Source organism: Paenibacillus sp. USDA918EY (assembly GCF_009870825.1).
Lineage (GTDB): Bacteria > Bacillota > Bacilli > Paenibacillales > Paenibacillaceae > Paenibacillus_AQ > Paenibacillus_AQ albilobatus.
This window is the reverse complement of sequence record NZ_WTWY01000003.1, coordinates 215,520-229,022: the sequence shown is the minus strand read 5'-3', so window position 1 is coordinate 229,022 and position 13,503 is coordinate 215,520. Positions and strand designations below refer to the sequence as shown.

General features: G+C 53.9%; 14 protein-coding genes. 8 read left to right on the top strand and 6 right to left on the bottom strand.

The window, feature by feature from the left end; genetic code table 11:
* Positions 1-41 precede the first annotated feature (41 nt).
* The 6 genes from GQY55_RS08780 (at position 42) to GQY55_RS08755 (ending at position 6,974) form a co-directional block, all read left to right on the top strand.
* Positions 42-656 carry a fumarylacetoacetate hydrolase family protein gene (locus GQY55_RS08780; protein ID WP_160040223.1) on the top strand — a complete coding sequence of 205 codons (615 nt, stop codon included), beginning with the start codon at positions 42-44 and terminating at the stop codon, positions 654-656.
* Position 657: 1 nt separating this feature from the next.
* Complete coding sequence (locus tag GQY55_RS08775; RefSeq protein ID WP_160040222.1) at positions 658-1,458, top strand: DUF92 domain-containing protein; 801 nt, start codon at positions 658-660, stop codon at positions 1,456-1,458.
* Positions 1,459-1,610: 152 nt separating this feature from the next.
* Positions 1,611-3,533 (top strand): ABC-F family ATP-binding cassette domain-containing protein, encoded by a 1,923-nt coding sequence (locus GQY55_RS08770; protein ID WP_160040220.1) that lies wholly within the window; start codon positions 1,611-1,613, stop codon positions 3,531-3,533.
* 20 nt (positions 3,534-3,553) lie between these two features.
* The gene (locus GQY55_RS08765) at positions 3,554-4,600 is read left to right on the top strand and encodes a hypothetical protein (protein WP_160040218.1); all 1,047 of its coding nucleotides are present in this window, start codon (positions 3,554-3,556) and stop codon (positions 4,598-4,600) included.
* 133 nt (positions 4,601-4,733) lie between these two features.
* Complete coding sequence (locus GQY55_RS08760) at positions 4,734-5,168, top strand: BlaI/MecI/CopY family transcriptional regulator (RefSeq protein ID WP_373309143.1); 435 nt, start codon at positions 4,734-4,736, stop codon at positions 5,166-5,168.
* A gap of 3 nt (positions 5,169-5,171) precedes the next feature.
* Entirely contained in the window at positions 5,172-6,974 is a 1,803-nt protein-coding gene (locus GQY55_RS08755) for a M56 family metallopeptidase (protein WP_160040216.1), read from the top strand.
* Positions 6,975-7,146: 172 nt separating this feature from the next.
* Here the strand turns inward: GQY55_RS08755 and GQY55_RS08750 are convergent, their stop codons facing one another.
* From GQY55_RS08750 to GQY55_RS08730, 5 genes are all read right to left on the bottom strand, one after another.
* The gene (locus tag GQY55_RS08750) at positions 7,147-8,184 is read right to left on the bottom strand and encodes a M42 family metallopeptidase (RefSeq protein ID WP_160040214.1); all 1,038 of its coding nucleotides are present in this window, start codon (positions 8,182-8,184) and stop codon (positions 7,147-7,149) included.
* 20 nt (positions 8,185-8,204) lie between these two features.
* Positions 8,205-8,534: a LapA family protein gene (locus GQY55_RS08745; RefSeq protein ID WP_160040212.1), complete on the bottom strand. Its 330-nt coding sequence runs from the start codon at positions 8,532-8,534 to the stop codon at positions 8,205-8,207.
* Between the two features lie 76 nt (positions 8,535-8,610).
* Positions 8,611-10,401, bottom strand: a complete 1,791-nt coding sequence (gene pepF, locus GQY55_RS08740; RefSeq protein WP_160040210.1) for an oligoendopeptidase F — start codon at positions 10,399-10,401, stop codon at positions 8,611-8,613.
* A gap of 207 nt (positions 10,402-10,608) precedes the next feature.
* The gene (locus GQY55_RS08735) at positions 10,609-10,794 is read right to left on the bottom strand and encodes a hypothetical protein (RefSeq protein ID WP_160040208.1); all 186 of its coding nucleotides are present in this window, start codon (positions 10,792-10,794) and stop codon (positions 10,609-10,611) included.
* Between the two features lie 9 nt (positions 10,795-10,803).
* A complete protein-coding gene (locus GQY55_RS08730; protein WP_160040206.1) occupies positions 10,804-11,037 on the bottom strand; it encodes a hypothetical protein in 234 nt (77 codons plus the stop codon).
* A 163-nt stretch (positions 11,038-11,200) separates the two neighbouring features.
* On the opposite strand from GQY55_RS08730, the gene GQY55_RS08725 reads away from it, so the two are divergent.
* Complete coding sequence (locus GQY55_RS08725) at positions 11,201-11,398, top strand: cold shock domain-containing protein (protein ID WP_127599896.1); 198 nt, start codon at positions 11,201-11,203, stop codon at positions 11,396-11,398.
* Positions 11,399-11,577: 179 nt separating this feature from the next.
* Here the strand turns inward: GQY55_RS08725 and GQY55_RS08720 are convergent, their stop codons facing one another.
* Entirely contained in the window at positions 11,578-12,243 is a 666-nt protein-coding gene (locus GQY55_RS08720) for a lysoplasmalogenase (protein ID WP_160040204.1), read from the bottom strand.
* 221 nt (positions 12,244-12,464) lie between these two features.
* Here GQY55_RS08720 and GQY55_RS08715 point away from each other — a divergent pair, with 221 nt between their 5' ends.
* Positions 12,465-13,496 (top strand): tetraprenyl-beta-curcumene synthase family protein, encoded by a 1,032-nt coding sequence (locus GQY55_RS08715; protein WP_373309169.1) that lies wholly within the window; start codon positions 12,465-12,467, stop codon positions 13,494-13,496.
* Positions 13,497-13,503 lie beyond the last annotated feature (7 nt).

Sequence of the window (13,503 nt, the reverse complement as noted above, 5' to 3'; positions counted from 1 at the left end):
GGGAACATCTACATTTTTTACTAGCAAAGGATGGGAATAGGATGATTCAAAACGTGTATTGTGTCGGTCGCAACTACAGGCTGCATGCCGCCGAGCTTGGAAACGACGTGCCGGATGAGCCGATGATTTTTTTGAAGCCGTCCCATGCGGTCGCCCGCTTGGCGGGTCAGACGCTCGAGCTGCCCCAAAACAAAGGGGAGGTTCATTACGAGGGAGAACTTGTTCTTCGCGTGCGCCGCTCCTATGAGCCGGGCATCAAGGTGGATGACCTGATAGGCCAAATGGCGCTTGGCATCGATTTTACGCTGCGGGATGTGCAGACGGGCATCAAGAAAAAAGGACATCCATGGACGGCCGCCAAAGGCTTTAAAAACGCCGCGCCGATTTCCGAATTCATCGATTTTCCCGGAGCGGAGGCGGCAGAGGGCGAAGACTTCACGGTACGCCGAAACGGCAAGGAAGTGCAGCGCGGAAATATTAAGGATATGATTTTCCCTTTGCAGGAGATTGTCGATTATATCGGCGCGAATTACGGACTTGGCGAAGGGGATGTCATTTTTACGGGCACGCCCGCCGGGGTGGGTCCTTGCGCTGCCGGCGATACGTTTGAGCTGTATTGGGGAGAACGTCTTCTCGGAAGCTGCGTGATCGGTTGACATGTTCTGGCTGATCGGCGCGTTTTGCGCCTTTGTCGTCGCCGGAGGAGCTTACTGGAAAAAGTCGCTTACCGTCTCGGGGGCGGCTGCCGCGTTTGTCATGGGCACGGTTTATTTTGGCGCGGGTAATTTGTTATGGTTCGGCACGCTGCTTGTGTTTTTTGTCAGCTCTTCGCTGCTGTCGAAGTTCAAACAAGCAAATAAAGATGAACTCGAAAAATCCTATGCCAAAACCGGCAGGCGGGACGCCGGTCAAGTATTTGCCAACGGCGGCGCGGGCATGCTGCTGTGCATATTTCATGCCGTATGGCCTCACCCGGGTTGGATTTACGCCTTTATCGGCGTCATGGCGGCCGTGACGGCCGACACCTGGGCGACCGAATGGGGAGGGCTCAGCCGCAGGCCGCCGCGTTCCGTGCTGACGGGAAAAATCGTTCCTCCCGGCACGTCGGGGGGCGTCACGTTGATGGGCAGCGCAGCCGCCGCGGTCGGCGGGCTTGCCATTGCGTTGTTCGCCTGGTTGTTCGCCTTGTGGACCCGGACGGACGCCGCCTGGTTGGGCTTATGGCTTGCAGGGCTTGCCGGCGGGCTCGCCGGCGCGTTTGCCGATTCCTTTCTGGGGGCGACCGTGCAGGTCATGTACCGATGCCCTGTATGCGGCAAAGACGTGGAAGTGCTTGAGCATTGCGGACGGCCGACCCGCCGGATTCGCGGATGGCGCTGGATGAACAACGACGCGGTCAATTTTATTTCTTCCTGCGTCGGCGGTCTGGCGGCGTGGCTGCTGGCCTTGGCGCTCTGATCGGATCGAATTTCATAAAACCGTCCGGATTCGGACGGTTTTATTGCTTCCATGGGCGGGCGACGGACGGCTCACCTGTTCCTATCGGACCTAACCGTATGCTAAAATAGCATTATGCTTTTTAATTCAAGAGATAAGTAGGGAAAAACGATATGAACATCATGACCGTTGAACATATATCCAAAAGCTACGGCGAAAAGATCCTGTTTCAGGATGCTTCCTTCGGCATGGAGGATCAGGACAAAATCGGCATCGTCGGCGTGAACGGAACGGGCAAGTCGACGTTTTTGCGCGTCATTGCCGGGCTGGAACAGCCGGATGACGGGAGCATTTCCGTCGGAAACCAGGTCAGGGTGCGTTACCTGGCGCAAAATCCGGATTTTAATCCGGACAATACGGTGCTGCAGCAGGTGTTTGAGGGGAATGATCCGAAGCTCAAGGTCGTTCGGGATTACACCGAAACGATGGAACGGCTGGAACGGAATCCCGCGGATTCGGCGCTGCAGGAAAAGCTGCTGAAGCTGAACCAGCAGATGGACGCGCTTCAGGCATGGCAAATGGAAAGCGAAGCGAAAACCATTTTGTCCAAGCTTGGCATCGTCCGGTTCGATGCGCCTATGGGCACGTTGTCGGGGGGACAGCGCAAGCGGGTCGCCTTGGCGCAGGCGCTGATCGAACCGTGCGAGCTGCTCATTTTGGACGAACCGACGAACCATATCGACAACGATTCCGTTATATGGCTTGAGCAGTATTTGCAGAAGCGCCGCGGCGCGCTGTTGATGATTACGCATGACCGCTATTTTTTGGACCGGGTCGCGAACGTGATGCTGGAGCTGGACCAAGGCAGATTGTTCCGGTACGAAGCCAATTACTCCAAGTTTCTTGAGCTGAAAGCGGAGAGGGAGGAACGGGAGGAAGCTTCCGAACAAAAAAGGCAGAACCTGCTGCGGAATGAGCTGGCCTGGATCCGGCGCGGAGCCAAAGCAAGATCGACCAAGCAAAAGGCCCGGATCGATCGCTTCGAAGCGCTCAAGGAGCAGCAGGGGCCGACGCGGAGCGGCACGGTGGAAATGTCGGCAGCCTCGACGCGATTGGGACGCAAAATCATCGAGCTCGAGCATGTGGGCAAAAAAGCCGGCGACAAGCTATTGATCCATGATCTGAATTATATTTGCGTACCCGGCGACCGGATCGGCATCGTGGGGCCGAACGGAAGCGGGAAATCGACGCTGCTGAACATGATTGCCGGAAGACTGCAGCCGGATGAGGGAGAGATCGTCGCCGGTCCGACCGTTAAAGTCGGCTATTTCACCCAGGAGCATCAGGATATGGACGGCAGCATGCGCGTGATTGAATATATTAAGGAAGAAGCGGAAGTCATCCGGTCCGAGGACGGCGGCAGCATTACCGCTTCCCAGATGCTGGAGCGCTTTTTGTTCCCGCCTGCCATGCAGTGGACTCCGATTTCCCGGCTGTCGGGCGGCGAGAAACGGCGCCTGTATTTGCTGCGGGTACTGATGTCCGCGCCGAACGTGCTGCTTCTCGACGAGCCGACCAACGACCTGGACATCCAAACGCTTGCCGTGCTCGAGGATTATTTGGACGATTTTCCGGGCGTCGTGTTTGTCGTATCCCATGACCGGTACTTTCTGGACCGGACCGTGGATAAAATGCTGGCCTTCGAGGGTGAGGGACGGGTACGGGTCCATGTGGGCAATTTTACCGAATACAGCGAATGGATGGCTAAAAACGCCGAACCTGCCGCCGCGGAACGCAAGGCGGAAAAGCCGGCTTCTGCATCGAAAAACGACCCGGCGGCCGCTCCGCGCGAAAAGCTGAAATTCAGCTACAAGGAGCAGCGTGAATACGAGCAAATCGATGGCCTGATCGAGGCTTGCGAAAACAAACTGGCCGGCATCCGGAAAAAGATGGAGGAAGCGTACAGCGACTCCGCCCTTCTGCAGGAGCTGCTGCAGCAGCAGGAGGAAGCCGAGCGGGAGCTGGAGCACCTGATGGACCGCTGGACGTATTTAAACGAGCTGGCGGAAAAAATCGAAGCAAGCAAAAACAGTTAATTGGCGACGGGCGGTGACCTATGGGCATTTTTCAAAAGTGGTTTAAAGGGCGGAAAAAGGAGCCGCGACGTTCCCAAGGCGGTTATCCGGGGACCGCTTTTTCCGGATTGGCGCCTGAAGGGCCGGATTTTCGGCCGCATGCATTCCTGATCCCGATCCAAACCCGGTTCGACGAGGTGTTTCGGAAACACGGGGAATATTGGGATCACGTGAGATCCCGGTTCCTCGCCGGGCATCCGGATGTATCGGACTCGATGTATTCGTGGCTGCTGCTGGAATTCAAGCGTTTTCTGGCTATGAACATGTTTATGAAAAGCGTCGGAATGTACAGCGCAATGGTCGATGAAATCTGGCATGCCGCCCTGCTTTTTTCCCGGGAATACCAGGAGTTTTGCCATGACCTGTTCGGGGAAATGATTCATCATTCGCCCCATACGGGCAAATCCGCAAAACCGGGAGAAGCGGAAAGGGCCTGGTTTGAGCTCGTTTATTCCGTTTTATTCGAGATCCACACCGAAAGCACGATTCTGCTGGGCGGCTTCGGGCGCAAAAAGCTGGAACCCGTATTTGTGGAACATGTTTTGACGGGCGACGTCGGTTTTTTGCATGAACATTATTTCAAAAACAATCCGTCCCATGTTTTTGCCGCGTCCGTGCAAGAGTTTGTAAAGCATCTCGCAAACGTTGTTCAAAGCAGGGCGGAGCTGCAAAAAAGGCTGCCGACAACGCCGCCCAATCGTTCAAAGGCGGGGCAGGCAAGCGGAACGGGGGCCAAATCTCATTCCCGGGAAGCCTTCTCTTCCAAAGCGGATTCGTACACGTATTCCGGCAGCGACGTAAATACGTTGATTTTGTTTGATATCATCGATGGAGACGGGAGCTACGGCGATGTGTCATGCGGCAGCGATTCGGATCGCCAGGGGGAATCGGATTGGAGCGATCCTTCATGCAACGGAGATTCGTCTTGCAGCAGCGATTCTTCATGCAGCAGCGATTCGTCATGCAGTTCTTCGTCCTGCAGCAGTTCCTCGTGCAGCAGCTCTTCTTGCAGCAGTTCATCCGATTGAGGACTAACGGAAATATAGAGAAATAGATAGAATTAAGAACGCGCCCATCATCGATGGAGCGCTTTTTTTTCGGCGCAGGTTCGGGCAAATGGGCGAAGTTGGGATTGACTTCCGAGATTACATGTGTAATATTATGAAAAGAGATTACACGTGTAATCCATGGAGGGAGGAAATCCGTTTGCATAAACTGCCCGTCATTTCGGAGGCGGAATGGGAAGTCATGAAGGTGTTGTGGCAGAACTCGCCGCTCACGGCCAATGAGGTCATTGACGCCCTTGCCGCCTATATGGACTGGAGTCCGAAGACCGTTCGGACGCTCTTGAACCGGCTGGTGGCCAAAGAAGCCGTTGCTTTTCACCCGGACAGCAGGCCGTACTCCTATTATCCGCTCATAACCGAAGAAGAGTGTCAGAAAGCCGAAACCAAAAGCTTTTTGCAGCGGATTTACCGCGGTTCGTTGAAACCGCTGCTGGTTAACTTTTTGAAAGAGGAAGAGCTGAGTCCCGCCGAGATCGAGGAGCTGAAGCGGCTGCTCGATGAGAAGTCGGAATCGAAAAGGAGGGGATAGGCCGTGCAATGGCTGGATAACCCCTGGTTGAGCGCTTTTTTGGATTGGGTATTCAAAACGACGCTGCTGGCAAGCGTCATGACCGTTCTTATACTTATCATCAAGGGCGTCTTGAGGGATCGGGTAAAACCCGGGTGGCATTACGCGTTATGGCTGCTTTTGATGCTGAGGCTGCTGATTCCGTCGGGCCCGCACAGCGAGTTCAGCATGGACAATATTTTTGCGTGGACGGGGGCCGGTTTGTCAAACGAAGCGGATGCGGCCCTGCCTTCGACCGGGGACGAAACGGAGCCGTCTTTGGCAACCCCGGAGATCCCTGTGGCTGGTCAGCCCGAGTTTTCGGGAGACGCCGCGGCGGATGGTCCGCATCAAGCCGCCGGAACATGGAGCTTGAAGCACGCGTTGATGGGGATATGGCTCTTGGGATCTGCGGTGATGCTCCTGCGGCTGGTGGCCGTGAACATCCATTTTTCGTCGAAGCTGCGCAAATTTTCGGAACCGGCTGCTGCGGCCGATGTTCAGGCGTTGGAGCGGGCGAAGCAAACGATGGGGATGAGGCGCCGTATTCGCCTCAGCTATTCGGCCGTGGTGGCCACGCCGACGCTTTTCGGCTTGTTCCGGCCCCGTTTGATTATGCCGGCCGGCGGCAGGGGGCTGCATGAGAAACAGCTCCATCACATTTATTTGCATGAACTATCGCATGTGAAACGCGCCGATATTTTCATAAACTGGCTGATGCATTTGCTTCTGGCGATCCACTGGTTCAACCCGGTGTTGTGGTACGCCTTGTACAAAATGAGAGAGGATCAGGAGCTTTCGGCGGACGCCTTGGCCCTGTCGCGGATCGACCCGCAGCAGGTGCCCGAATACGGGCATACTATTATCACCTTGCTTGAGAGAAGCCGGCTGCGCGCGCAAATTCCGGGAGCGGCGGGATTGTCGGGCTCGAAGCAGCAGCTGAAAAGGAGGATACTGATGATTAAAAACTTCAAAAGAAAATCGCTCGGTTGGACGATGGCCGGGCTTGCCTTGATGGTTGCCCTGAGCGGATGCGCGCTCACCAACGGAAAAACCGCCGCCGATGAAAACGCGGCGAAAACCCGGACGGGGGCGACGACTCCCGCCGAAGCGACGAACCCAGCCGGGAACGATTCCGGGCAAGATACAAACGGCAACGCCGCAGTGGGGGATGCCGCCCAAAACGGCTCGGCTTCGAACGCGTCGAATACAGCCTCAACCCCCGGCGGAAGCTTCCAGTCCGCGAAAGGCAGCGCTTCTTCGGGAGGCGCAAAAGCGGCAGGCTCGAAACAACCGTCGCAGGCAACCGATACGAAGGGGCATGAACAGCTGATTAAAGATATCGTGGCGTTGGCGAAAAAAGGGAAAGTGAAAGGTGCGGACTTTGTTTCGGGAAAAACTACGATCGATGAGGTTCACTCCGCCTGGGGCGAACCTGACCGTCCCTGGCAGCCGACCGACCGCTACGCTTACGACAGCTATTCGCCCGGAGCGGGCCGGGGGACGTATGCCTTCGGCATCGGACGCGGCGAAGTTGTATACGATATCCGCTATTTCGGTTCCCCGATGGACGAAAGCCAAGCGTTGAATCAAATCGCTTTTTCGGAAATTAAGCGAACGCTGGGCAAACCAAGCGCCATCAAAACGAGCGGCAGCGACGATATTCTGGTTTACAAGCTCGGGGATTACGAGCTGAAATTCGTCGGTCCGCATCAAACGCAGCGGCTGGATCATATCTCCGTATATTCCCCAAGAGCTGCGGCGCCTATGGGCGGTTCCGCAAAATAAGGGGAATGAAGGAGCAGCGCCTTCGCGCACCGCAAAAGGGGATTTTCGACCAAAAAAGCTATTCGATCAGAGGGATCGAATAGCTTTTTTTTTCGGTATGATAGATCACCGTGAAAATGGATGGAAACCGGTCCGTCGGTCCGGCGCTTGCCCGGAAAACATTTGCTTTACATCAAGCTTTCACGTATGCCGCAAGCAGCTTGGACGTATTAAACACGGCCGTTTTATGCGTCCGTTCCATCGCGTGGGAAGCATGCACGCCCGGCCCGATCAACGCGGCGCGGATATTGTTGCCGGCCGACAACGCGGCGGAAGCGTCGGAGCCGTAATGCGGGTACACGTCGACCGCAAACGGGATGCCTTCGGCTTTGGCCAGCTCGATCAGCTTGCTTGTCATGTCATAATCGTACGGGCCGGAAGAATCCTTGGCGCAAATGGAAACGTCGGTCTCCTTGCAGCTGAGATCATCGCCGATGCAGCCCATGTCGACGGCGATCAGTTCGTCGATGTCGGAAGGGATAAAGGCGGCGCCGTGTCCCACTTCCTCGTAATTGGAAATGAGCAGCTTCAAATGATGTTTCGGCTTCCAGTTTTCGCGTTTCATCGATTCGAGCAGGCCGAACAGCGCGGCGACGCTGGCTTTGTCGTCGATATGGCGGGATTTGACGAAACCGCTGTCCGTAATGACCGCGCGGGAATCAAAGGATACGAAGTCGCCGACGCCGATGCCGAGCTTAAGCACGTCTTCCTTGGATTCGACGAGCTCGTCGATGCGGACTTCCATGTTTTCTTCCTCGCGTTTGAATTCGCGGGCATCGCTGTATACATGCACGGAAGGATGCGTGCTCAAAATCGTGCCCGTATACGTTTTGCCGCTGCGCGTATGGATGACGCAGTATTCGTTTTCGATGCTTTGCAGCATAAAACCCCCGACGCGGGTCAAGCGGAGTCTGCCGTCGGATTTGACGGCACGCACCATGGCCCCCAGCGTGTCCACATGCGCGCTGAGCCCGATCGTGCGGGAGCCGTCCTCGCCCTCGACTTCGAGAATCGCGCCTCCCTTTTGGTTCCAGGACAGCTTGACGCCGAGGGAGGACGCTTCCTGCTCGACAAGCTTCAAGGCGTGGGCGGTAAAACCGGTGGGGCTTGGCGTGTCCAGCAGTTTTTTCAAAAACGTAAGTATGTATTCTTCATTCGGTTGGATGGACATGGGGAGTTCCTCCTCTTTCATTAAGTTGTAGGCAATTCCTCTTGTTCTTTGGAAACGCCGTTTTTCAGTTCTTCCGGTGAAGGAGGCGTATAACCCGTCTCGTTTTGGATAAACGCGAGCTGGGCGTTCAACAGCTTGATTTCCTTCTGCAGCTTGTACTGCCTGAAGATTCCGTAAGAACCGACGATGATGCCGCCGATCAGCGTGCAGCCGACGATGAGCAGGATCAGCGGGATGTCGACTTTGCTGAACATGAAATTAACCCGAACCGGATCCACGTTAATGACGGCGAACACGGCCGTAATCAGCGCAAAAACCAATCCGGCGATAAGCGACCACTGGATTTTCATGCGGACACCTCCTTCTTAAGGACAGTATAAAATCCCTTGGCCTGCAAGGACAAGGGATTTTCGTGCCTAGAATGCATTATTTCGTCATTTGCTCCAACTGCTCGATCACATTTTCAAAAACGCTCATCGCTTCGCGGATCGGCTGCGGCGAGGACATGTCGACGCCGGCTTTTTTCAGGATGTTGATCGAGAAGTCGCTGCCGCCGCTTTTCAGGAAGCCGAGGTAGCGGTCCACGGCAGGCTGGCCTTCCTCCAAAATTTGCTTGGAGAAGCTGGTCGCCGCGGAGAAGCCGGTCGCGTACTTGTACACGTAGAAGCTGTTATAGAAATGAGGGATGCGGGCCCATTCCATTTCGATGTCCTTGTCGACGGCCATGCCTTTGCCGTGGTATTTCACGTTCAAATCGTAATAAATTTCCGACAGCGCCTGCGGCGTCAACGCCTCGCCCGATTCGGCGCGCTCATGGATGAGCTTTTCGAATTCGGCGAACATCGTTTGGCGGAACACCGTGGTGCGGAACTGGTCCGCATAATAGGTCAGCAGGTACATTTTTTCCTTCGGATCCGTCGATTTTTTGAGCAGGTAATCCATCAGGAGCGCTTCGTTGGTCGTGGAAGCCACTTCGGCCAGGAAGATCGTGTACTGCGCGTCGCGGTAAGGCAGCGTGTTGTCCGAATAATAGGAATGCAGCGCATGGCCCATTTCGTGCGCGAGCGTAAACATGCTGTTCAAATTGTCTTTATGGTTCAGCAGCACGTAAGGGTGCGTGCCGTAGGCTCCCCAGCTGTAAGCGCCGGTGCGTTTGTTTTCATTTTCGTAAACGTCGATCCATTTGTTGTCGTAGCCTTCCTGCAGCGATTTCAAATAGTCTTCGCCCAGCGGCTTGAGGCCTTCCTTGACGGTCTGTTTCGCTTCATCGTAGGTGATGTCCATTTTGTATTCTTCCACGAGCGGCGCAAACAGGTCGTACATATGAAGCTCGTCGACGCCCAGCAGCTTTTTGCGCAGGTTCATGTATCTGTGCAGCAGCGGCAGGCTTTCATGGATCGTGTCGATCAGGTTGGTATACACTTCCTTCGGAATGTTGTCGCCGTACAACGACATTTCCAGAACGGAAGGATATTTGCGCACGTTCGCGTAAAACATGTTTTTGTTGACGTTGGCGTTCAGCGCGGCGGCGATGGTGTTTTTATTTTTCGCATACGTATCGTATACGGCCTTAAACGCGCGCTCGCGCACCTCGCGGTTCGGGTTCTCCAGGAACTGGATGTAGTTGCCGTGCGTCAGCTCGACTTCCTTGCCGTCTTCGTTTTTGATTTTCGGAAACTTCAAATCCGCGTTGTTCAGCATGCCGAAAATCGTCTGCGGCGCCTGGGACAGGTTGCCGACCTGCGCGAGCAGCGCTTCCTCCGTCTTGGAAAGCACATGCGCTTTTTCGCGCTTCATTTCGGTCAGGGTGAACTTGTATGGAGCGAGAACGGGATCCGCGATAAACGCGTCCAGCGTTTCGTCCGGAAGCGACAAAATTTCCGGCGTAATGAAGGAAAGCGCCTCGCCGACCTGCACGTTCAATTTTTTCGCTTTTTGGGACAATGCCTGGTATGTAGGGTTTGCTGTATCTTCGTCATGGTGCAGATGGGCATAGACGTAAAGACGTTCGGTTTTAAGGGAAATATCGTCTTCAAGCGCGAAGCAGTCTTTCACCGATTTGGCGTTGTCGAGCTTGCCTTGGAATTCGGCGACCTTTTTCAGCTCCTGCTGAAGTTCGGCGTAGGTTTGATCCCAGGCTTTTTGGCCGTCAAACAAATCCTCCACATTCCATTTATGCTCTTCGGGTACTTCTGAACGCTTCAATAGCTTTTCCATGGGAATCCTCCTTAATTGTTGGGATGAATGAATATGGGTTCCACTTGACGAAACCGCAGGAGGAAAAAGGGGAACTGCGCCCGCGGCAACCGCAAGCAGCACGGCGATCCTGATCGTCTTGCTGAAGTTCACAAGCAGGGAGCCTCCTTGTCTAGGAAATATACCCCTTAGTATGAACCTTTCCCCTCAATAATATGAAACTTTCCTTCAAGGGCTGGAACCCATGGTGAACAGACTGTATACAATAAGTATAAAGGCAATGAGGATCATGACGGCCGCCGTGCCCGCCAGACCCCGTTTCAGCTTCTGCGGGACCGAGTTTTTCATCATGATCAGCACGGCCCCGAGGCAGAAAGCGGAAATGATGAAGATAAGGGTGCTGTTATACTCCATTTCGTAGGGCTAGACTCCTTTGAAGGCGGCCATGATCGAACGCCATTCTTCCATATTGTCTTCGTATTCCTCTTTGGGAAAACGGGCTTCGGCCCACTGCATGAGAGCCGGGCGGCTCATGAAGGTGTGGGTTTCCTCGCCCCATTGATCGGAGATCTCCCGAAGAATGATGTAACGGCCCTGCACTTCGACGGTCATCATGTTCCATTTGTCTTTTTTGTATATTTCATGTTTTTTGATCATATGCATTCTCCGTTTGGTCTTTTGGTAAAATGATACCTTAGAGGAAGCTCCAAAAGCAAATGAAAAAGTTCAAATTCGCAAAAGATCGATTGCATTGTCAAGATGCATGAAGTATAATGTACTTATTCGCCACATATGGCGGTATTTTTAGGAGGTTGTTCATTTGAAAGGTACAGTTAAATGGTTTAACGCAGAAAAAGGCTATGGCTTTATCCAAGTTGAAGGCGGCGAAGACGTATTCGTGCATTTCTCCGCAATTCAAGGCGATGGCTTCAAAACTTTGGACGAAGGTCAAGAAGTTGAATTCGAAATTACTGAAGGCAACCGTGGCCCTCAAGCTGCAAACGTAACTAAATTATAAGAATCAACTCCGTTTTATGGATTTCTGAAGATTATGAATTTCCGGCATTGCCGACAAGTTTATAATTGAGCGGAAAACTTCGGAAGTAGCGTCGACAGACGTTTTCTTATAGCTTTGGTTAAAAAAAAGCCTATAAAGCACAGTTCCCTGAAAAGGGAGCTGTGCTTTTTTTGGTTGCGTCAGGTAAGAAATCGAACCGGAGCATCGCTGCCGTTCTGTATGCCGCCCGATGCCCGGAGTCTGTGCCGTATGCTGCCGGCGATCAAAAATTGCGCGGTGTAATACGTTCCCATCACCAGAACGCCGGAATACGCGATGTCCGAAACAAACATGTTCCAGGAGAGGATGGAGTCGCTCGCGATAAACAGCAGCGCCCCTGCGGCGCATCGCCAGTTTCCCGTCATGACGGCGAAGAACCCCATCAGCGTAATGACGGCCACGTATAAAAATACCGGAACGATCAGGTTATCATGTCCTCCGGCGGTCAAACCGCCATGCAGCTTCCAGCCCATAAATGCGGCGAAGCCGGCAAGGGGGAGCGCCGCGCAAAGCCGAAGGGGCGAAAATCTCCACCGCATCAAAAAAGCGGACAAGTAGAACAGGTGGCCGATGAGAAAAGCCGACAATCCGACGACGAAAAAACGGAGCAAGCCGTCGCCCAGCATGCAGAAAAAGAGTCCTGCGAGCGTAAGAAAAGCGTGCCTTTTGTTGGCGGAAGAGCATTGAAGATAAGCGTAAACGAGGATCAGCGCCATAGGAATCAGCTTGAACAGTAAATGGTGCAGCAAAAAAATGTGGAGCAGCCCCATCGTCAGGATGAGGTAAGGCAGCAGCTTTTTTACCATGTTTTGGGCCTCCTTGATGGAAATGATCGATAAGCGTCTTTTTAAGCGTTTTCATAGGTAATGAGCGCAAAGAACGTGATCTAGTTTATTTGTACTATTCCAAGGTCCATATTATAATAAGAAACATTAGGATAGATACAAGTAGACAACAATGTGGAGGCACCGTCTTGAATGAACAAAGGCAAAGTCAATATCAAGTTCCCCGGAACCCTATAAGCTTGATGGGACGAGTGTATAAGCATGTTCTGCCTGAAGTGCGGAAGGAACTGGACGGATGGCGGAGCCTGGCGAACCGAATTCCCGATCCGGAGCTTCGGAAACAAGCGCTTGCCAGCATCGAGACCAAGCAATTCCATTGCGAGGGAGGCGGCGTTTATGCCGCGGTTCCGCTGCCCGACAGGCTGATCCTGACGAAGCTTATCGTCGCCTATCAGACGATCAGCGATTATCTGGATAATTTATGCGACCGCAGCACCTCCATGGATCCGGAGGATTTCAGGCTGCTCCATCAGTCCATGCTGGACGCGACCGATCCGGAGGCGGAGCCGGTGAATTATTACGCGCTGCGACTGGAGCAAAACGACGGCGGTTATCTGCGCAGCCTGGTAACGACCTGCCAGGCTTGCATCCGCCAGCTTCCCGGTTATGCGTCTGCCATGCCTTACATCCGGGACTTAGCCGGCTTGTACACCGACCTGCAGGTTTATAAGCATATCAAGCCCGAATTAAGGGAGCAGGCCTTGCTGGAATGGTGGGAGCTTCACCGTGAACGGACCCCCCATCTGCAGTGGAACGAATTCGCCGCAGCTACGGGTTCAACGCTGGGCGTATTTATGCTTTTTCTTGCCGCGAGTGACCGGCACTTGAGCGATGCGGCTGCGGCCTCCATTCATGCGTCATACTTTCCACATGTTTGCTGTCTGCACATTATGCTGGATTACCTGATTGATCAGGAAGAGGATCGGCTTGGCGGGGATCTGAACTTTTGCAATTACTATGATTCTCCCGATATCATGCTGGACCGGATCGCCCTGATTGTCGGATCGGCCCGCAAGGATGTATTATCCATTCCCGTTCCGCCGTTTCACCGGATGATCATTGAGGGATTGCTGGCCATTTATTTGTCCGATCCGAAAGTCAGCGAGCAGCAGGATGTTCGCTCCGTGTCCAAGCGCTTGATGAAAGGCAGCCCGCTGACCAGGCTCTTCTTCTTTGTCAACAGCCGCTGGATCCGCAAACATTTGTATGAGTGATTACGAG